We start from the raw sequence: 19,282 nt of genomic DNA, 5'->3' as shown, positions 1-19,282 counted from the left end.
ATGAATGCCATCATTTTAGCGGGCGCGGATAAAAAAGATGATTTTGCCAAAAAACATGGCGTAGCTAACAAAGCGCTTATTCCTATCCATGACCAGCCCATGCTGGAATATGTCTACAAAGCCCTAGCGGGCTCGAAAGCTATTGACTCTATAGTCATTGTGGGGCCGGCGACGCTGTGCGCACCATATGCTAGCACGCGGGTATCTGTCCTTCCCGCGGGGGGAGATATGCGTGAAAACGGCCTAGCTGCCATGCGTACTTTGCCACCTAGTAAGAGGGTGGCGGTAGTGACTTCTGATATACCCATGTTGACTTCGTCGGTCGTAGATGCCTACTTGGCCAAGCTAGAAGGGCAGGAGGGAGACTTCTTCTACCCTATCATCCCCAAAGAAGTAAATGAGGCACGTTACCCTGGCGTTAAGCGTACCTATGCCACTTTAGGCGGGCGCACCTACACGGGGGGGAACCTCCTCGTTATTGATCCGGCGGTGGCCGAGCAGGTGTCCTTGCGCATGGAGCAGTTTATTGCCCAGCGCAAAAACGTCCTAGCGCTTAGTGCCCTTATTGGGTATAAGTTTCTGGTCAAATTGCTCTTAGGGCAGTTGACCGTGCCCGAGGTAGAAGAGCGCGTGTCGCAAATACTTGGCTGTCGCTGTGTAGCTGTCGAGTGCCCTTATGCCGAAATCGGCACTGATGTCGATAAAGATAGTGATCTAGCTCTCGCTCGGCAAGAACTTATGGGTGCCTAGATGGAGAAACAAAGTAAGGCGGCACGTGTGGCCACAATTGTAAAACTGCTACTAGATGCACCACAAGAGTTACTATCTTTAAGTGACCTGGCGGGTCGCTTAGGGGTGGCAAAGTCGTCCATCAGTGAGGACGTGGCGGCCATTCGCCAAGGTCTTGAAGCGCAGGGTCTTGGCAGGCTCGAAACTGTAACCGGAACTTCGGGAGGAGTACGCTATGTGCCCCACCGGACGCGGCAGCATATCGAGGCGTTAATCGCCGGGCTCTGCGAGCGCCTAAATGAGCCGGCGCGCCGTGTTGCTACGGGGTATCTATACCTGAATGATGTTTTGCAGGAACCGGCCTTGCTTTCTGCCCTAGGGGAGGTAATCGCGGCACGTTTTGCGGCAAACCGGGTGGAGGCCGTTGTTACTATAGAGGCGAGGGGCATACCGTTGGCTCTTTCGGTAGCGCGCTACTTAAACAGACCCTTAGTTATCGCGCGCCGTGAGTTAGTTGTGGCGCAGAGCGGGGTATCGCTACCGCTCGCTCGTCAAGAGAGTATTATGGCCGATGGCCCGGTGCTCTCGGTGAGTTTTCTTTCTGGGTCACATCGCAATCTACAGACGATGTCCCTGCCGCGGCGCAGTCTGCCCGAAAAGGCGCGGGTGTTGGTGGTAGATGACTTCTTGCGTGCCGGGGGTACCTTGCAGGGGCTGGCCACTTTGCTAGATGAGTTTCGCGCCGAGATTGTTGGCACGGTAGTCTTAGTTGAGAATGTGCGCCCGCTGGACAAGCTGACGAGTGGCTACCTGTCTATCGTGCGTCTTGATGAAGAATCTGGTGGGCTCCTCATCTCACCAGGCAATATATAGCCCGGCACACAGCGAACTGGTGCCGGGTTTTGCTTGCTCAAGACTAATTAACGACGAGCTGATGAAGCGTGGGACTCGACATCGCGGGCGCCGTTTTCCCTGAGGATGTTTGATGCTTGATTGACCTTGGCCTCAGTGCATTCGCTGCCGGTGCACTGCAAAATAGCGAGCATATTGCCTTGGCGCACTTCTTCTTGCAGTTGGCGACCTCTCTCGGCTGGTATACCCCAGTCAAGTAGCCCACCGGCTAGGCCACCGGTGGCAGCGCCGGTTAGAGCTGCGGCGATGGGGCCTGCGGCGATAATGGGACCAAGCCCTGGTATAGCTAGAGCGCCGGTGCCTAGTGCTAGGCCGGCTAGGCCGCCCCAGGTGGCGCCGCTAGTCATGCCGTCTGAGATGTCGTCTGTACCTGCGCGCATGGTGTTGGCCATGCCGCTACGATTTTGCTGGCCTTGGCCTTTTCCTTGCGTTCCTCTATCCTTGGCTACGATGGAGATCTCCTGGTCTCTGAAGCCCGATGACCGTAGCGCCCGTACTGCCCGCTCGGCATCGCTTTCAGAACGAAATACGCCGACAATTGTCTTTTGCATTGACTCCACTCCTTTGTAAAGATTGGCTTTGCGCCGTCTATAGTGTGTGCTGTCCACCCTGAACTATGCAGTCGCAAGTTGTCGTAATTAATCGAAAAGTTCTTTCGATAATTAGAAGGATGTTTAGCCAGTTGAATCGAATTAACCCACAATATGGGCTTGATGACGAAAGGCGGTGAAGAACATGAATATCACTGACGTAAGGATCCGAAAGGTAAGCACTGAAGGGCGAATGAAGGCCATAGTATCTATCACCCTAGAAGACGCATTTGTTATTCACGATGTGCGCATCGTGGACGGGAACAATGGTCTATTCGTAGCTATGCCAAGCCGCAAGACCCCCGCGGGAGAGTTTAGAGACATTGCGCATCCCATTAACGCTTTCACACGCGAGAAAATTCAGGCGGAGGTTTTGGGCGCCTACCACAAAGAAATCGCCAGGGTATCGTAAGCCTCTAGTGGAGCGCAAGCTCCACTTTGTATTTTGTCTCCTGCGACGTATAATGGTAGCGTCAAAAGAAGATTGTTTGCAAAGGAGGCGCAGTATGGGGCAGGAAATTGCGGCAGTAGTACTAGCCGCAGGCGAAGGAAAGCGCATGAAGTCACGACTTGTTAAAACGGCCCACAAAGTGGCTGGCCTACCCATCGTCACGCATGTTCTCCGGGCGGCACTGGCGGTCGGAGCGAGCAAGGTAATTACGGTGGTAGGCAAAGACGCCGCAGAGGTTGAGGCGGCCGCGCAGGGGCTTACGCAGTTTGTCACGCAACATGAGCGCCTTGGTACCGGCCATGCCTGCCAGCAGGCAGAGGGGGCGCTAGAAGACTTTGCCGGCGTAGTCTTAGTGCTGTGTGGTGATGCGCCGCTCATTACCCCGCACACACTAGCAAGAATGCTAGCCGCACATGAAAGTGCGGGGGCATTGGCCACAGTGCTTACCGCGCGTCCTCTCGATGTGCGTGGCTTGGGTAGAATTAAGCGCGCTGCCGGGGGCGAGTTTGTCGCCATCGTGGAAGAGAAAGACGCCTCCCCCACAGAGCGAGAAATTAAAGAGATTAACGCAGGTTTTTACTGCTTTAGTGCTCCACATCTTTTTGCCGCGCTCCGCCAGATAAATAGCGATAATGCGCAAGGTGAATACATGCTCACCGATGTCTTGGCCCTTTTGCGCCAACAAGGGGTCATTACCACTGTCTTGACAGATGATTTTGCCGAAACGATAGGTATTAACGACCGCATCTGGCTCTGCCGCGCCGAAGAGGCCCTGCAGAAGCGCATTCAGGAGAAATTGATGCTTGGTGGGGTAACTATCGTCTCGCCCTCTACTACATACATAGAAGTCGACGTGCAAATCGGCAGCGACACGGTCGTATGGCCAGGTAGCGTCCTTAAAGGCAGCACCGTCGTAGGCGAAGGATGTCAAATCGGGCCAAGTACCGTGCTAGAAAATGCGGTCGTTCTAGATGAGGCTACCGTAGTTTGCTCGGTAGTGCGCGAAGCACGCATTGGTGCCCATGCGGAAGTCGGTCCCTTTGCGCATTTGCGCCCGGGGTGCGAGCTTGGCAGTGCCGTACGCATCGGCAACTTTGTCGAAGTTAAGAAAAGTAGTGTTGGCGATGAGACTAAGATCTCGCATCTTAGCTATGTGGGCGATGCCGTAATTGGTGCAGGCGTCAATCTTGGCGCGGGCACCATTATTGTCAACTACGATGGCTGTACGAAGCACCAAACTGTTATTGGCGAAGGCGCCTTTGTGGGCTGTAACTCGAACTTAATTGCACCCCTAGTGCTCGGAGAAAACTCCTTTGTGGCGGCCGGTTCAACGGTGACGCGTGATGTGCCAGCTAATGCCTTGGCGGTAGGGCGGGCCCGGCAAGAAAACAAAGCCGACTGGGTGCTCTCGCGCAGAAGGCGCAGCCTTGACTGTGAAACTAAACTCTAAGCCCCGAGGAAGGTGGTCGTCTTGGTCGACATCAAACTGCTAGATAGGATCTTGAACGAGACGGTATCCCTCATTGAGTCGAGTAAGGGGCGCATTTTTGACATTGCCGAAGGCGCGCGCACTGAGCATATGCGCCTTATGGTGCTGCTAGACGAAATTAGGGAGCAAGTAGCAAAGTGCATCGCACAAGTAGACGCCAAAGAGAAAGAAGCACGAGCGCGGCGTTTTCGCCTTATGGAGGTAAGCCGAGACTTTAAGAGGCATAGCGAAGGGGATATCAAAAGCGCTTACGAAAGTGCGCAAGCCAGCCAATTAGAGCTGGTGGTGCTGCAAGAACAAGAAAAGTCTTTGCGTCTACAGCGCGACAACACCGAGAGGGCGCTCCGCAACTTGCAGGACACCGTGCGTAAAGCTGAGGAGCTGGTGTCGCAGGTGGGTGTGGCGACCGAGGTGCTCAGGGGAAACTTGAAAGACCTAAGTGGCCAGTTAGATACAGCACAGGAGCGGCACTGGCTGGGGCTACGCATTATTCGGGCGCAAGAGGAGGAGCGGCGGAAGCTAGCGCGAGATATGCACGATGGGCCAGCGCAAATGCTCGCCAATGTGGTGCTACGGGCCGAAATCTGCGAGAAACTGCTACAGTCTGATATCGCGCAGGTGGGCGGAGAACTTAAATCTCTCAAACTTGCCGTGCGCGGCAGTCTTAGGGATATACGTAAGATCATCTACGACCTTCGCCCCATGGCCCTAGACGACCTCGGCCTTGTGCCGGCACTTAGGCGCTACATCGACGATCTAAAGGTGCAGATGGGCATAACGGTAGACTTCTCCGTACAAGGCTTAGACAGGCGCCTGCCTTCGCCCATTGAAGTAGGGGGCTTTCGTATTGTGCAGGAGGGGTTAAGCAATGTTATTAAGCATGCTGGGGTGGCCAAGGTGGCGGTGAGGCTTGAGTTTGCCGAAGCCGCGCTACTGGTAAGCGTCGTTGACGACGGTCGTGGTTTTGACGTCGACGAAGCCCTTAAGGCGGGTGGAGAGCATTTTGGCCTGCTTAGTATGCGCGAGAGGGTGGAGCTACTAAGTGGCACTTGGCAGGTAGAGTCAGTAGCGGGGCAAGGAACGCGTGTAGCGGTGCGCCTGCCTATCTTAGAAAGGGGGGACGAAGATGCCGCTAAGAGTGTTGATCGCCGATGACCACAAGCTATTTCGTGAAGGGCTTAGGCGTCTGCTAGAGCTAGAGGGCGATTTTCAGGTAGTGGCGGAGGCGGCCACCGGTGAGCAAGCCGTACAGCTACTGGCGCATGTCTCCTGCGATGTAGCGCTTATGGATATCAACATGCCGGTGCAGAATGGGGTAGAGGCCACTAAGCGGATTAAGGCCGAGTACCCTGGCGTAGCGGTGCTGGTGTTAACCATGCATGACGACCGCGAGTACCTGCTTGAGGTGCTCAAGGCGGGTGCCGAGGGCTACCTGCTAAAGGATGTAGAGCCGGCCCTACTAATGGAGGCCATTCGCACCGTCGCGCGTGGCGGAACCATTGTCGCCCCCAGTCTAGCTAGTAAGCTTGTGCAAGAACTAAACCGCTTGGGCAGTCAGCCTGCGAGCCTCGTGCCGCCCGTACTCACCTCGCGCGAGACAGAGATTCTAGGCCTTATGGCGCAGGGGATGAACAATGCCGCCATCGCCAAGGCCGCCTTTATCAGTGAGCGTACTGTGAAGAACCATATTACGAGCATACTGCGCAAGCTAGACGTTACCGACCGCACGCAGGCCGTAATCGAGGGTGTAAAGCAGGGTTTAACCAAAATTAAGTAACATAGGCGCAGTCTAGCGGCCCTTCGGGGCTGTTTTTGTTTTATAGGACTTAAGTCCTAGGCGCGTAGTACTTTTAGTTTAAAATCTGAAAATTAAGATAGGACTTACGGCGACAAAAGACGGTACCCCTGCCTCATGTGCGGAGGTAGCGCCTGTTGTACACTAAAGCCAGAAGAAAACACTACGGTGTCGCCGTTAGTCAATAAATATAAGGAGGGTAAAAAATGAATTTGTTAAACAAACTGTTGCGCGATGAGTCTGGGCAAGGCATGGTGGAGTATGGGTTGATCTTGGCGCTTATCGCGGTTGCCTTGATTGCAGGGATGACAGTACTGAGGGAACAAATCGCTGGTATCTTCACTAGGATCACAGAGGCATTAAGGCCTGCACCAATAACACCACCTTAGGAGAGACAAGTGGCACTTACCCCCCCCAACTTTTCGGCCCTACTTGGGGTGTACAAGTAGGGCCCTTTTCTTCTATTAAGATGGCATAAAAGGAGGTTACGACATGCTAGTAGCAGCTACCTACGCCCTTTTGCTCGGCGCCGTGTACTTTGACCTGCGCTCTCGGCGCATACCGAACTACCTCACCCTGCCCGCCATGGGGCTCGGGTTACTAGTGGGCATAGCACAGGGTGGGCTAAGTGGCGCGGGTGCTAGCATGCTCGGGCTCCTGCTCGGTGGTGCGCTCCTGTTCCCCCTCTTTGCCTATGGTAAGTTTGGCGGGGGTGATGTCAAGCTCTTGGCCGCTATCGGTGCGCTACGTGGGGCTAGCTTTGTGTGGCGGGCGACTCTCCTCGGCGCAGCTAGCGGTGGTGTGTTGGCGCTACTTTTCTTGGCGTATCGGCGCGAGCTGGGGCCTGTTATGCTCGGGCTTTACACGGCGACTTACCGCACCGACAGCACCTTCCCCTACTCGCCCGCCATCGCCCTAGGCGTGCTCTTGGCCGACTTGGGGTGGTTCTTATGAAAAAAAGCAGTGACAGACAAAGTGGACAGGCCTTGGTGGAGTTAGCGCTCGTCCTGCCCATACTCCTCCTAATTCTGATGGCCATTGTCGATTTCGGGCGCGTGTTTCATGGCCACCTCGCCGTAACGGCAGCTGCGCGGCAGGCCGGGCGCGAGGCTAGCCTCGGGCGCACGGATGCCGAGATTACTAGCAGGGCGATAAGCGCCGCCGCGCCCCTGGCTGCATCTAGGCTAGTTGTGCAGGTATCGCCCGCCTTTTCACTTCGGCATTCTGGCACGGTAATAGAAATTGTTATCACCTACCCGATGGAGATCCTTATGCCCTTAATCGAGCCCTTTCTGCCTAGCCCGCACTTAATTGTCGGCCGAGCGGTGGTGAGGCGCGAATGAAGCGCGCTAAAGAGCGGGGCGGGGTGACGATCATTGTTATGGCGGCCATGGTCGCGTTGCTTGGCCTAGGTGCGGTAGTGGTTGATGGCGGCCTGCTATACTACCACCATGCCAGGCTACAGAGCGCTGTTGACGTGGCGGCACTAACGGGTGCGCGGGTGCTCGCCGCAGGGGGCAGCGCGCAGGCCGTAACGCAAGCTATGTCCTTGGCGCAGGCAAACGGTCTCGCTCTACAAGAAGTGCAAATTGCCGTTAATCTTTTAAGTAACTCGGTAACGGTAGGCGCACGCCGCGAAGTGGCCCTAGGGTTGGCGCGTATCCTCGGCCAGCCGCGCGCCGCGGTAGTCGTATCCGCCACCGCAGCAGGGCAGACCATAGGCGCGCTGCGGGGGGCCGTACCCTTAGGCGTGGTATGGCGGGGGTTTACCTTTGGGCAGGTCTACGACCTCAAGGTAGGAGGCGGAGAGGGCGAAGAAGGCTGGTATGGCGCGGTGGACCTCGGGCTTAAGGGCGGGGGCGCTGCAGAATATCGCGAACATCTCCGGCATGGTTGGGAGGGCTTACTCCGTGTTGGTGACGATGTGCCGCTAAAAACCGGCAATATGTCAGGTCCCACGCAGGATGCCATACGAGACCGCTTAGAGAGGTGTAATCATCTGCCGCGGTGCACTTTTCAGCTACATGCAGCGCAGTGTTCGCGGCTCTTAATTGTTCCGGTGGTCACGCCGCCGCACCATGGCTCAGTCGTAGTCGTAGGCTTTGCCGGCTTTTTCGTGGACAGTCTGCCGGGCAGTGGCAACGAGAGCACTATTCGTGGGCGCTTTATAGAGTTTGTGGGCGTAGGAGAGGCCGGAGTTGGCGCATCATTTGGCGCTAGAAAGTTTAGTCTTATTAATTAATTGGATTCGCTGGTTGAGGGGGAATGGTGATGGACCGGACGGGGAAGCGGCTACTGCTCATGGCGCTTTTACTGGCTGTTATTGGGGGGCTTGGCGTGTACTACTTTCTGGCGAACTTAGAGCGCCTGGCCCTCACTGAGCACACAGAAGAAGTCGTCGTGGCAGTGGCGGATGTGCCCGCTCGTACAGCTCTGCGCGAAGGCATGGTGGCCGTGGTGCGGGTGCCGCGGGGCATGCGTCACCCGGGTGCGACGGACACCGTTGGCCATGTCGTGGGGCGTTTAACCACGGCGCCGCTTATCGCGGGGGAACAAGTGCTCTTGGCGCGCCTACACGAGGCGGGCACCAAAACAAACCTCGCCTTCTTGCTTGAGGAAGGCTACCGCGCGCTTAGCGTGCACATTAATGAGCGCATTGCGGTGGCCTACCACTTGCGCCCCGGAGACTATGTCGATGTGGTCGTGTCTTACGAAGAGACTACTGCTGCAGGTGCGTCGCGGTCTAAAGTATTACTGCAAAACATTTTGGTGCTGGCCGTTGGCAGCGAAACTAATCCCTTCGCGGCTGCCCCGCCAGAGGCTACGACGCTGACTCTTGCCCTGCGTCCTGACGCAGCCGAGCGCTTAGTCTGGGCGGAGGACCACGGCAGCATTCGTTTCTTGCTGCGAGCTGTCGCCGACAGACATCAGGTAACGACAAGCGGGGTTAACGCCGAGACGCTAACCTCGCCGCGATGAAGGGGTGAAGGATATGCCTCGCAAAAACATTACCGTGCTCATTGTGGATGATGCGCCTGAGACGCGTAGCAACATCCGTCGCTTGCTAAGTCTTTGCCTCGGGGTAGAGGTGGTGGGCGAGGCCTCGCATGCGGCCGAAGCACTAGACAGAATCAGCCAGCTCTCGCCGCAGGTGGTGCTTATGGATGTAAATATGCCCGGCATGGACGGCATTACGGCCACCGCAAAAGTCACGGCGACCTACCCGGACGTGGCCGTTATCGTTATGTCTGTGCAGGGAGAGATAGAGTACCTGCGTAAAGCCATGATTGCCGGGGCCAAGGACTACCTAGTCAAACCATTTGGGGCCGATGAACTAGTGGAGTGCATACAAAAAGTGTGGGCGCGAGAACTAGAGCGCCGCGCGCAATTGCCCTTGACTGCGGGTATGGAAAAACAACCCGGCCAAGTCGTAGCCGTTTTTAGCCCCAAGGGCGGTGTGGGCAAGACTACCCTAGCCGTCAATATGGCGGCCGCCATAGCCAGTGAGCACAAGGCCAAAGTGTGCCTGGTGGATTTATCGCTTCAGTTTGGCGATGTGTGTGTATTTCTTAGTCTCACTCCTCGCCGCACACTGAGTGACTTAGTAAGCGAAAGCAGCCTCGATGCGGCGACTCTCGCCTCGTACCTCTTGCCGCATTCCTCGGGGATTAAGGTTCTGCCGGCCCCACTTAGCCCAGAATACGCAGAGTACATCGTTCCTGACCATGTGACGCGTATTCTAGCCCTTACGCGCACCATGTTTGACTTCGTAGTGGTTGATATGCCGGCCTCTTTTGACGAAACTACCTTGGCGGCTCTAGATGCCGCGGACAAAGTGTTTCTCCTAGGTAATATGGACATGGCGTCACTTAAGAACATGAAAGTAGCCCTTGAGCTCATGGGGCGGCTAGCCTACAGTAGGGAAAAAATCGTGCTAATTTTAAATCAAGCCGGCTATGACTATGGACTCCGATTTGCCGACCTAGAGGGGGCCTTGTCACGCAAGGTCGACTTCTATATTCATCATGAGGACATCCCCGCCATGCTGGCCGCTAACCGCGGCGTGCCGCTGGTGTTAAATCAGCCCGACAGCAAGCTTGCCAAACGCTTTCGCGACTTAGTTAACGAGCATCTCATGCCCAAAAGAAGGAAGGAGGGAGCGGTAAGCCTGTGGCGGCGCCGCTAAGTAGAAATGTCACTACTAAAGAGGCTAGAGAATACTGTCGAACGAGCGACTCCGGCTCCTGCCGGCAAGCGGGGAACCGTGCCAGTCGCGCCAGACCCCGACCGGGCGCTCTTTGGCGCCATTCATCAGACGGTGGTGCGTGAAATTAAGCCTGAGCTCTTACTTGACCCCTTGCGGGAGGACGAGCTGCAGGCGAGCATAGCCGAGATCGCCGATCGCTGCATCACTGAGAGCGGCGGCATGATGAGCCGGCAAGACAGACTGCGCTTCGTGCAAAAACTCTCTGATGAGGTCATAGGGTTTGGCCCCATTACTACACTCCTGAACGATGACCAGGTCAGTGAAATTATGGTGAATAGCGCAGAGCAAGTCTATGTGGAACGCAGGGGCAAGTTAGAGTTGTCCGACATTTCTTTTCGCGACGACGAGCATGTCATACAGGTAATAGAAAAAATAGTGGCCCCACTAGGCAGGCGCATTGACGAAAGCTCCCCCATGGTCGATGCCAGGCTGCCAGATGGCTCGCGAGTCAATGCCATCATCCCCCCGCTCGCCCTGCGTGGCCCTGCTTTGACAATTCGCAAATTCAGCAAAGACCCCCTGACCATGGACTCACTAGTTGGCTTTGGCACCCTAAGTCCAGCCATGGCCAAGTTTCTGCATTTGTGTGTGGTCGGTAAGCTCAACTTAGTGGTTTCTGGGGGCACGGGCAGCGGCAAAACAACTATGCTCAACTGTCTATCCTCTTTTATACCCAGTGATGAGCGCATCGTCACCATTGAGGATGCGGCCGAGCTGCAGCTAAAGCAGGAGCATGTCGTTATCTTGGAGTCGCGACCGCCTAACATCGAGGGTAAAGGTGCTGTGTCTATCAGAGATTTGGTGCGCAATTCTCTGCGCATGCGCCCTAATCGCATCGTTATCGGCGAGGTGCGCGGCGGCGAAGCGCTAGACATGCTCCAAGCTATGAATACCGGCCATGACGGCTCTCTTACCACAGGGCATGCCAATTCGCCGCGCGACATGCTGGCGCGTCTAGAAACGATGGTGCTCATGGCAGGTATGGATTTGCCGGTGCGGGCCATTCGCGAGCAGATCGCCTCTGCCGTAGACCTTATTGTGCAACAGAGCCGGCTACGTGATGGTAGCCGTAAAATAACCCATGTCAGCGAAGTAGTGGGCATGGAAGGAGATGTCATCACGCTGCAGGACATTTTTGTCTACGAAGCAAGCGGCAAGGACAGTGCTGGGCGAGTGACAGGCGAGTTTAGAGCTACTGGAATCAGGCCTACTTTCTCGGCCAAGCTGCTTGAGGCGGGTCTTAATTTGCCGGCGGATTTATTTATGCCTAGGGGGGGGTAGGGGTGGTTTTCTCGCTTGCACTTACGGCGGCGCTAGTGCTAGGGCTTATTTTGGCAGCAGCCATGCGCGCTTGGTATGGCTGGCGCTACAGTGTCTCCCTGCGCCTTAGGAATTACAGCCTAGAGGGGCGTAAAGACAGCCCCGGGCGAAACATGGTGCCACAGAGAAAGCTTCTCTCGCGCCTAGTTCTCGCTCGTTTTGCGCCACGGCGCTTGGCGTCGCACTATGCCCCTATCTTAGAGCAGGCGGACATACCCCTGCGGGGCGAGGAGATGGCCGGCGCGACTTTTTTCAGTGTAGCCATAGGGGCGGCTCTTGGCCTGCTCGCCCTGGGTATCTTGGGCGCACTGCTAGGAGGCCTCTTCGGCTACCTGCTGCCAGGCTTGCTGCTTAAAAATCATTTAGCGCGCCGCTTGCGCGCAGCCGAAGAACAGCTAGAGGAATTTCTCAGCTTTGTGGCCAATGCCATGCGTGCGGGTAGTAGTTTGATGCAGGCCATGGACCTCGCTGGTCGCACTCTCCCCTCTCCCTTAGGCAGGGAGATGCGGCGCACCCAGAAGGAAATTAGCCTAGGAGTAAGCATGGATGATGCTTGGCAGAACTTGGTCAAACGTGTACCCAGCGGCGATATGGATCTCGTGGCCACGGCCGTGCTCATTCAGCGCCAGGTGGGCGGCGACCTTGCCGGCATCCTAGACAGCATCGCCGCCACCATACGCGAGCGACAGCGTGTTAAGGCACAAGTGCGCACCCTTACTGCCCAGGGCAGGCTGTCAGGCTTCGTTATCGCCTCACTGCCCTTTGTGCTGTTCGTACTGTTTAGCTTTATTAACCCCGCGTATGTTCGCTTGCTGTGGACAGAACCGCTCGGCTTGCTCATGCTCGGCATGGGCCTAGTGTCGCAGGTTGTGGGCACCGTGTTAATAAGTCGCATCATCCGTATTGATGTGTGAGGTGAGACCATGTTGGCCTATGTAGCTCTCGTAGCCACGCTGTTCATTTTTTCTGCTGCGCTACTCCTCTTGCAGCACTATTTTCACGAACGCCTGCACATGGAGCGGCGCCTAGAGGGAGTGCGCGAGTTAAGCCTGCAGCAGCGAGCTGACACGCCTGATGAAGCTCGCTTGCAGCTACCCCTCGGCGAACGTATTATCGCGCCCTTAATGCAGTCGGCGGGCAAGGCGCTGCAAGCTTGGGCGCCTCTTGGCCTTAAGACGAACCTCGCGCGCAGGGTGCGCGCCGCAGGCCTAAGCAGCACGGCCGAACAATTTGCCGGCTGGTATATCATCAGCGGTGTAGGGGGCTTTCTTCTCTTTACCTTGCTAGGCTTGGCACGCTTTGGGAGCGCTAGCGGTGCCCTGTACCTCGGCTTGCCCCTCGGGTTAGTGGGGGCCCTGCTGCCAGAGCTTGTACTCGCGCAGCGTATGGCAGAAAGGCAGAGCCAAATTGTGCGTGCCCTGCCTGACGTGCTTGATTTGTTGACGGTGAGCGTGAATGCTGGCCTGGGTTTTGACAGCGCTCTCATGAAAGTAACCGATAAGATGAAAGGACCCCTGCCGACAGAGATGGGGCAGGTACTGCATGAGATAAAAATGGGGGTAGCACGGCGAGATGCGCTCCGCTCCATGGCTGAGCGGACAGGGGTGATGGAACTTCGTTCTTTTGTCAGCACCATCATTCAGGCCGACCAACTTGGCGTAAGCATCAGCAAAGTGTTGCGCCTACAGTCAGAAGGTCTTAGAGAACGGCGGCGACAGCGCGCGGAAGAGATGGCGATGAAGGCGCCGGTAAAAATGCTCCTGCCCTTAGTGCTCTTTATTTTCCCCACCTTGTTTATCGTGCTCCTCGGCCCGGCGGTGCTACAAATTATGGCTAGCTTTGCGGGGATGTAGCACTATGCACGATAAAAAGTATCAGCAGAGGACGCATCACCTTAGGGTAGCGCGTGCGAACACCTTTCTGGCGCGGCTCGCGGGGCTTATGTTTCGTAAAAGCCTGCGCCCCTTAGAGGGCCTGCTGCTCAGCCCCTGCCGCAGTGTTCACACTTGCTTTATGCGCTTCCCCATTGACATTGTCTTTCTCTCTGACGATTACCGCGTTGTGGGCGTGGTAGAGCAACTGGCCCCTTGGCGAGTGGCCGGTGGCCATGTGGGCACCCGCCAGGTGCTCGAGCTGGCAGCCGGAAGCGTGCAGCAAATCGGGATACAGCTTGGGGATTATCTTTGTCTCCCTTAGCCTACTATCGTCATAAAAAACCCTTTGCCAGGGCGAGAGATACGAAAAGGCGTGCAAGGCCCGAGTAAGCACGCTCCCTAAGGATGCCTCAACGTCAAGAATTAAGGACTCTCCAAGTAGCCGTGATGCTACCTGGAGAGTCCTCTTTAGGCGTGACAGAAAGTCAATGCAAATACGGCTTGATTAAGCGTGGGAGGGGAGGCAGTACGCTGGCAAAGCGTAGCTATTATCGTCAAATGAGCACCATTACTGCCGATTATCTGGCACAAAGCGGCAAGGTTTCACGCTGCTGGTGGAGAACTTACTGTCAGACCACAAATCGGGAGGTGCGGAGCTTGATCGGCCAACGCATTAGAGAGGCCCGCAAGGCCAAGGGACTGTCCCAGGGTGAACTAGCTTACGCCACCCTAGGCAACCACACTAAAGCGTGGGAGTGCAGCTACAGAGCAGCATACGCTTTATACACCGCGGGTCACATGGATCATGCAATCTCCACTGCCGTTGAGGCGACCAAGAATCTCACGCCATGTGCTAGTGACGCTGAGTTCCTAGCTCTTACGTATTACTTAATGGGTTGCGCCTACTCAGCCAAAGGCGACGTGACAGCCGCTCAAAACTGCTTTAGACAGGCTGAGATGGAAGCCGCTACTGATTCTGATACGGTTCTGCGTTCACTTATTGCTCAGTCTAGCTGTGCTTTCCGACAAGGCGACTTAAGCAAAGCGTTACAGACGTCCCAACAGGCAGCCAAGCTGGCAACCAAGTTCAAGCGAGACCACCTCAAAGCAGAGGCACTAATAGCAGTTGCAGTCTGCCTAGTGAAGATGGGTGAAGCAGACAAGGTTAGTGGGGTTTTATCTCGAGCTCTATCTAGTCCTAGCCTACCTACTCGGACCAAGTGTAAGGCCTACAGGGAAGTTATATTCGCGTTAATAGACCTGCAGCTCGTCCACCTATCTGAACCATTTGAAGATGGCCTTCGATTGGCACTAGCGGATGATAATGGCACAGACAACTGGGAACGCGTCAAGAGTCTTTGGGCGCTAGAGAAATGCCGATTGCATAAAGACCCCAAGAATGCTAGGGAGGAGATTACCCGGTTCGCCAATGCTTTCCGAGACTTGATGAGATACCGTGACGCGGCAGATGTTCTATTATTTGGGGCCTACATCATGAAAGGCCAAGGGCGCTTTGCAGAAGCAATTGAGTTAATGGAATCGGCTGTGGGCTACCTTAGGGGGCAGGCCTGATTACCACATGTTATTATAATGTCCTGTCAATGGACAGTGAAAATGTCACCCAGGTAGTGATAGGAACGGAGAATCGGCGGCCCTTGACTGGTGGGCTGTAGGGTAATTGAGCGAGGGGACTAAGGTGAGAAGCACAAGATTGGTTATCTATCCCCTCGCTTTTAGTTATTGTAGCCCACTGTCAAGGGTTGCACGAGCCGCCGACGACGGGGGCGGAGCTCAGGGCCACGGTTCAAAGCACAAGCGTGAAAGAACTAGGTTTCCCCTAGCGTATTGCGCACCTCTGTAGAGTTGGCGTAGTGCTGAAAAGATGACTCTTGGTCGAAGTACTTCTCTACTGGGTCTTTTGGGGGTCGCGGTTTAGTGACACTCCAATTTCGCCAGGGCGTTTGAGTAGGCTGCTTCGGGCTAGCATCCTTTGGTGGTTTGGGTGACGTTTCTCTTGGGGGTTTTTCTATTCTCTTGAGGTCGCAGGTTAGGCCATCATACAGGCCCCGCACAGTTTCCCTTCTTACCATTAGCGTAATCTTGCTTTTGGGTCGCAGCGGAATTACTTCGCCTTTAGCGTCTACTAATTGGAACGATTGGCCGCTGTAGGAAAAATGCGAGCCGTTTGAGATAGTTCTCTCTACTTTGACGCAGCAAACCTGCGCTACAGCCAGAGGACTCAATTTGTTGCCATATGCTAGCGCCAAGTCCCTAGGAGTGACCGCGAAACGGTCGTAAAACGCTTTATGAAGCTTCTGAGGAAGGCGTTCGCGTCTTCTATATCCATTACGTGGGCAAGAACGCATTTCCACAACTAGTCTAGACTGTAGAGTCCCCCAGAGCCTCTCAATGCGACCTTTAGCTTGTGCAGAGGACGCTGGGATGTGGAGGATTCCTAGTTCCCTAAGAGCGCGTCCAAACTGGGATTGTGGCGCCATAGCACCTGCGAGTTCCTCATCGATGGACAGTTTGTTGCGCTTAGGTGAAAAGAAGATGGTGTGTCGATCGGAGTAGAAGCTCATCGGGGTGCCGTACTGATTAAGCATCTGTTCGAGAACCGAGAAATAGCCTTCTTGGTCCTCTGTTGGCCTAAAGCTCAGGGCGAGGATCTTGCCGGTGGCATCATCAATGGCCCCATGTAAGGCAAGCTTGCGGTGGTTATCTAGCCAAGAGTGCAGACTCGCATCCAGTTGAACAAGCATGCCTTCCTGTGGCATCCTGTCGCGCGACCTTCTACGCCGGGCCTGTTTCTTGCCAAAGCGTAGCTTCACATTTGCCTTATGCAAAACTCGCGCAATCGTTTTGGCGCTTGCAGTAATCGACTGGTGCTCCGCCAGCAACTCGGACATGTGCTGGCAGCTAGTATCTTTATATAGGCTTACTGCTAACTCTAAGATCTGGCAGTGTTCTCCCCCAGACAGCGCATGCTTGGGACTACGCCCGCGATTCTTGTGAACTAGTGCGGCAGCTCCTTCAGTTTGCGCACCTTTCTTTAGCCGCTTTATCTGTCGCTCACTCAAACCTAGCATGTTTGCCGCCTCTTTAATCGTCATAACCCCGTCAACAACCCGGCTTATGACGTTAAACTTCGCACTCTCAGCAACACTCAGAAAAACATCTCCTCTCTTCATGGTGACATTTGGGGAATTTCAGTGTTTAGTGAAGTTCCATTTCTCAGTCCGCTTACAGGGTGACAATATCTCAGTCCGACGACATTTCTTTAGCAAAGAGCTTGACAGCGGGGGCAGGGGGGGGGTAAAATGTGTCAGTGGAAACTATTGCTAAACATAGGTTAAGGGAGGTGTGATAACTAGTGGTCTACAACAGTCACCTAAATAAGGATTTTCGGAAATGGTCGTGCGACAAGAATGCAACAGCAGTTTACCATATACACAATGGCGACGTTCGAACTATACTTAGGTGAAGAGAGGTTGATTTGAGATGAAGCTTATTTGCGCTTTGCTAGTCCTGATTCTGTTGACTATGCCCGTACACGCATTTGCGCGTGATACAGACTATACCGAAGGGAAGTCTTTTGTCTGGTCCCCTAACAACTTCTGGACGGTGACTACGCAGACATCGACACACCTTAATTCATACACAAGCCTCACATGGGATAACGCAGGGGCAGGCTACGTCAATAACTTGTTGCGCAATTTTTGGGATTTCTACACGATGGAGATGAACAATATCAATGACCAGATGATATCAGCGTCCAGTGGATACACAGATCTCCCTCGCGGAACTTGGGCATCGGAAAGCGACCCTGGTTCGCCTACTCCTCACCACGAAGAAATAGAGTATTTTTGGGCGAACACGCAGCTTGTGGCAGGTACAACATACCATTTCAATCTGCTATGGACTAAGAAGGGCGGAACAGGCAACGGTTCTCTGCATCTAATTGCGCAGATGGGACCCTTTCAGCAAGGGTATGACTTCGATCTGTTACGCCAGACCCCATATACGATAGGTTCTGCGCTAGTGGGCTCCAGTCCTTCACCCTCCATTGATGTAGCAGCACATACACCACTGAATTACACCCAATTGGAGTTAACCAACTCCACCAAAGCACACATTAACTCAATCGCTGATAAGATGAGGGTTCATGTTGCGATTAAAGACTTCGCCAATATATGTGACTTCAATAACTACAAGAAGGCTCAAAAACAGCTACTTGTAGACCTGTTAGAACAAGTAGAGATGAATGAGTTAGATGTAATGATTACTTTTGCGAAGCCGCTATCCCTAGAGCGTATTAAGCAGATGGGGCTTTTGGAGGCAGCGGGGATGTTCAACTTCATTGGAACGAATGGTAATGGAGAGCAAGTCACGGGTTTCTTCTTGAACGATACTGAAGGATTGGGGGCATACAGTAGTCGCTTTAACAATAGGCTGACTATTGACGGCATTATTAGTTTTGCCGGGGTTATAGCTGCGGATGATGCCTTGCCCCTGGCCTTTGATGAGTCTGTAGCGTTAGTGGATGTAACAAAGTCAGTTCTAAGAACGCAGCTTGGAAACAGGCATCCTACACAGCGAGTCAGTATACGAGTTCCGCATGTTTACCATGAGCACCAACACATATTAAGAGAAGCGTCTCGTTAGACCTATTGTCATCACTACGGATTAATGCTGTTACTGCTACATCATGTGTGGGAGGGAGACTAATTGATTCCTAAGCACCGAGGAGATTTAGGCCAAGTGACTCTTCTTTTAACCGGGGTGTCCATTATTATGGGCTCGATTTATGGATTTAACGTCCCACGTTTCGGGGACCCTATTTGGGCTACCGTGCCTTGGGGCATCTCTCTGGTGTGTGTGGGCGCCGTGGTTTTTTCGCTTAGAATGCCGTCGCGAAACGCCTTAAGTCTCGGCTTCCAGTATGTAAGCTTAGGTCTGATAGCAGCGATGCAAATACCTCCCATGGTGCTATGGTTTGTGTTTGACGGACAAGGAGTAGGCGAACATGGAGCTACTCCTGTGGGTCATTGGGCATGGGCAATTCCCCACGTAGTCCTAGCGCTACTAGCCCTGTATACGGGCTACCTCGTGCGCTCAAGACCCAACGAAATTCCGCGAGTCTAAGCCGGTGCGGTTAACCCCGCAGACTAGGCACCTCAGAACTCGTTCTAGCTCCGTTTTTTGCAGTTCTTCGTTAGGGTGCAGGGATAACGTGTCGTCTGAGTCAATCCTTACAGCCCCTCGCCGTAGGCTAGTGTAGCCCCCCTGTCAAGGTAAAATGAATCCTCATTGCAACTAATTCGTAAGCGTAACAAGGTGCACACCATCCCCCATTTGCGTCACTTCCCAGCTAACTGCTTGTGCCACTTAGGAGCACACGCGCCCTGCCACATCGGCACTTTCAGGGAGATAACTGCGTAAATTGTGCCCACATATGAGCGAGACCCCCGACAGAGCGGGGGTCAAGGTTTATTTTTGTTTTTTGCTGCTACACCTTGCTGGCAGCTCTTTAGACCAAGGGAGCAGTTGATCGAGCGTCTGTGGGTCTGCGGTAGTTTACATGAATGGCCACAGGACCAAAGTAGAGCTATTCTGCATGCGTCTATGCAACAGCGCTGCGCCCTTTGTGATGGCGTTCCCTACCCAGCGTTATGAGTCCTTTTTAGAGGGACATGTGAAGGCTTTTGAGTTCTTTAAGGGGACTTGTAGGACATTAATCTACGACAATCTTAGAACTGCCGTTAAAGAAGGCTGGGGCAAGCACGTCAAAGAAGAGCAAGCTCCATTCAAGCTACTAAAGGCTCATTACGTCTTTGCGTCCCGGTTTTGTGCCC

The 19,282-nt window shown here is 54.4% G+C and carries 21 protein-coding genes; 19 read left to right on the top strand and 2 right to left on the bottom strand.

Features of this window, described 5'->3' with window-relative positions; genetic code table 11:
• Both KGZ92_07940 and KGZ92_07935 read left to right on the top strand, forming a co-directional pair.
• Positions 1–750 (top strand): nucleotidyltransferase family protein, encoded by a 750-nt coding sequence (locus KGZ92_07940; GenBank protein MBS3889197.1) that lies wholly within the window; start codon positions 1–3, stop codon positions 748–750.
• Positions 751–1,602: a pur operon repressor gene (locus KGZ92_07935; protein ID MBS3889196.1), complete on the top strand. Its 852-nt coding sequence runs from the start codon at positions 751–753 to the stop codon at positions 1,600–1,602.
• A gap of 47 nt (positions 1,603–1,649) precedes the next feature.
• On the opposite strand, the gene KGZ92_07930 is transcribed toward KGZ92_07935, so the two are convergent.
• Positions 1,650–2,192, bottom strand: a complete 543-nt coding sequence (locus KGZ92_07930; GenBank protein MBS3889195.1) for a hypothetical protein — start codon at positions 2,190–2,192, stop codon at positions 1,650–1,652.
• A gap of 184 nt (positions 2,193–2,376) precedes the next feature.
• On the opposite strand from KGZ92_07930, the gene spoVG reads away from it, so the two are divergent.
• The 15 genes from spoVG (at position 2,377) to KGZ92_07855 (ending at position 14,999) form a co-directional block, all read left to right on the top strand.
• Complete coding sequence (gene spoVG, locus KGZ92_07925; protein ID MBS3889194.1) at positions 2,377–2,643, top strand: septation regulator SpoVG; 267 nt, start codon at positions 2,377–2,379, stop codon at positions 2,641–2,643.
• 94 nt (positions 2,644–2,737) lie between these two features.
• Positions 2,738–4,132, top strand: coding sequence for a bifunctional UDP-N-acetylglucosamine diphosphorylase/glucosamine-1-phosphate N-acetyltransferase GlmU (gene glmU, locus KGZ92_07920; protein ID MBS3889193.1), 1,395 nt, complete (start codon positions 2,738–2,740; stop codon positions 4,130–4,132).
• Between the two features lie 21 nt (positions 4,133–4,153).
• Positions 4,154–5,326, top strand: coding sequence for a sensor histidine kinase (locus KGZ92_07915; GenBank protein MBS3889192.1), 1,173 nt, complete (start codon positions 4,154–4,156; stop codon positions 5,324–5,326).
• Entirely contained in the window at positions 5,298–5,948 is a 651-nt protein-coding gene (locus KGZ92_07910) for a response regulator transcription factor (protein MBS3889191.1), read from the top strand. Before KGZ92_07915 ends, KGZ92_07910 begins: the two co-directional genes overlap by 29 nt.
• A gap of 224 nt (positions 5,949–6,172) precedes the next feature.
• The gene (locus KGZ92_07905) at positions 6,173–6,355 is read left to right on the top strand and encodes a Flp family type IVb pilin (GenBank protein MBS3889190.1); all 183 of its coding nucleotides are present in this window, start codon (positions 6,173–6,175) and stop codon (positions 6,353–6,355) included.
• Between the two features lie 103 nt (positions 6,356–6,458).
• Entirely contained in the window at positions 6,459–6,920 is a 462-nt protein-coding gene (locus KGZ92_07900) for a prepilin peptidase (GenBank protein MBS3889189.1), read from the top strand.
• Positions 6,917–7,309, top strand: coding sequence for a pilus assembly protein (locus KGZ92_07895; GenBank protein MBS3889188.1), 393 nt, complete (start codon positions 6,917–6,919; stop codon positions 7,307–7,309). Before KGZ92_07900 ends, KGZ92_07895 begins: the two co-directional genes overlap by 4 nt.
• Positions 7,306–8,208 carry a hypothetical protein gene (locus tag KGZ92_07890; GenBank protein MBS3889187.1) on the top strand — a complete coding sequence of 301 codons (903 nt, stop codon included), beginning with the start codon at positions 7,306–7,308 and terminating at the stop codon, positions 8,206–8,208. The genes KGZ92_07895 and KGZ92_07890 overlap by 4 nt, the downstream gene beginning before the upstream one ends.
• A 29-nt stretch (positions 8,209–8,237) precedes the next feature.
• The gene (cpaB, locus tag KGZ92_07885; GenBank protein ID MBS3889186.1) at positions 8,238–8,945 is read left to right on the top strand and encodes a Flp pilus assembly protein CpaB; all 708 of its coding nucleotides are present in this window, start codon (positions 8,238–8,240) and stop codon (positions 8,943–8,945) included.
• Between the two features lie 13 nt (positions 8,946–8,958).
• Complete coding sequence (locus KGZ92_07880; GenBank protein ID MBS3889185.1) at positions 8,959–10,152, top strand: response regulator; 1,194 nt, start codon at positions 8,959–8,961, stop codon at positions 10,150–10,152.
• 6 nt (positions 10,153–10,158) lie between these two features.
• Positions 10,159–11,514 (top strand): CpaF family protein, encoded by a 1,356-nt coding sequence (locus tag KGZ92_07875; protein ID MBS3889184.1) that lies wholly within the window; start codon positions 10,159–10,161, stop codon positions 11,512–11,514.
• 2 nt (positions 11,515–11,516) lie between these two features.
• Entirely contained in the window at positions 11,517–12,467 is a 951-nt protein-coding gene (locus KGZ92_07870) for a type II secretion system F family protein (protein MBS3889183.1), read from the top strand.
• Positions 12,468–12,476: 9 nt separating this feature from the next.
• Positions 12,477–13,406, top strand: a complete 930-nt coding sequence (locus tag KGZ92_07865) for a type II secretion system F family protein (protein MBS3889182.1) — start codon at positions 12,477–12,479, stop codon at positions 13,404–13,406.
• A 4-nt stretch (positions 13,407–13,410) separates the two neighbouring features.
• Complete coding sequence (locus KGZ92_07860; GenBank protein MBS3889181.1) at positions 13,411–13,749, top strand: DUF192 domain-containing protein; 339 nt, start codon at positions 13,411–13,413, stop codon at positions 13,747–13,749.
• A 335-nt stretch (positions 13,750–14,084) separates the two neighbouring features.
• A complete protein-coding gene (locus KGZ92_07855) occupies positions 14,085–14,999 on the top strand; it encodes a hypothetical protein (protein ID MBS3889180.1) in 915 nt (304 codons plus the stop codon).
• Positions 15,000–15,253: 254 nt separating this feature from the next.
• Here KGZ92_07855 and KGZ92_07850 read toward each other — a convergent pair whose 3' ends face one another.
• Positions 15,254–16,540, bottom strand: coding sequence for an ISNCY family transposase (locus tag KGZ92_07850; protein ID MBS3889179.1), 1,287 nt, complete (start codon positions 16,538–16,540; stop codon positions 15,254–15,256).
• Positions 16,541–16,928: 388 nt separating this feature from the next.
• Between KGZ92_07850 and KGZ92_07845 the strand changes: the two genes are divergently transcribed.
• Together KGZ92_07845 and KGZ92_07840 are read left to right on the top strand one after the other, a co-directional pair.
• Entirely contained in the window at positions 16,929–18,092 is a 1,164-nt protein-coding gene (locus KGZ92_07845; GenBank protein ID MBS3889178.1) for a hypothetical protein, read from the top strand.
• 63 nt (positions 18,093–18,155) lie between these two features.
• The gene (locus KGZ92_07840; GenBank protein ID MBS3889177.1) at positions 18,156–18,572 is read left to right on the top strand and encodes a hypothetical protein; all 417 of its coding nucleotides are present in this window, start codon (positions 18,156–18,158) and stop codon (positions 18,570–18,572) included.
• Positions 18,573–19,282: the final 710 nt, after the last annotated feature.

The sequence above is a fragment of the Bacillota bacterium genome (assembly GCA_018333655.1).
Taxonomy (GTDB): Bacteria; Bacillota; UBA994; order UBA994; family UBA994; genus BS524.
The sequence above is the reverse complement of the archived record's forward strand: the minus strand, read 5'-3'. Positions and strand labels throughout refer to the sequence as shown.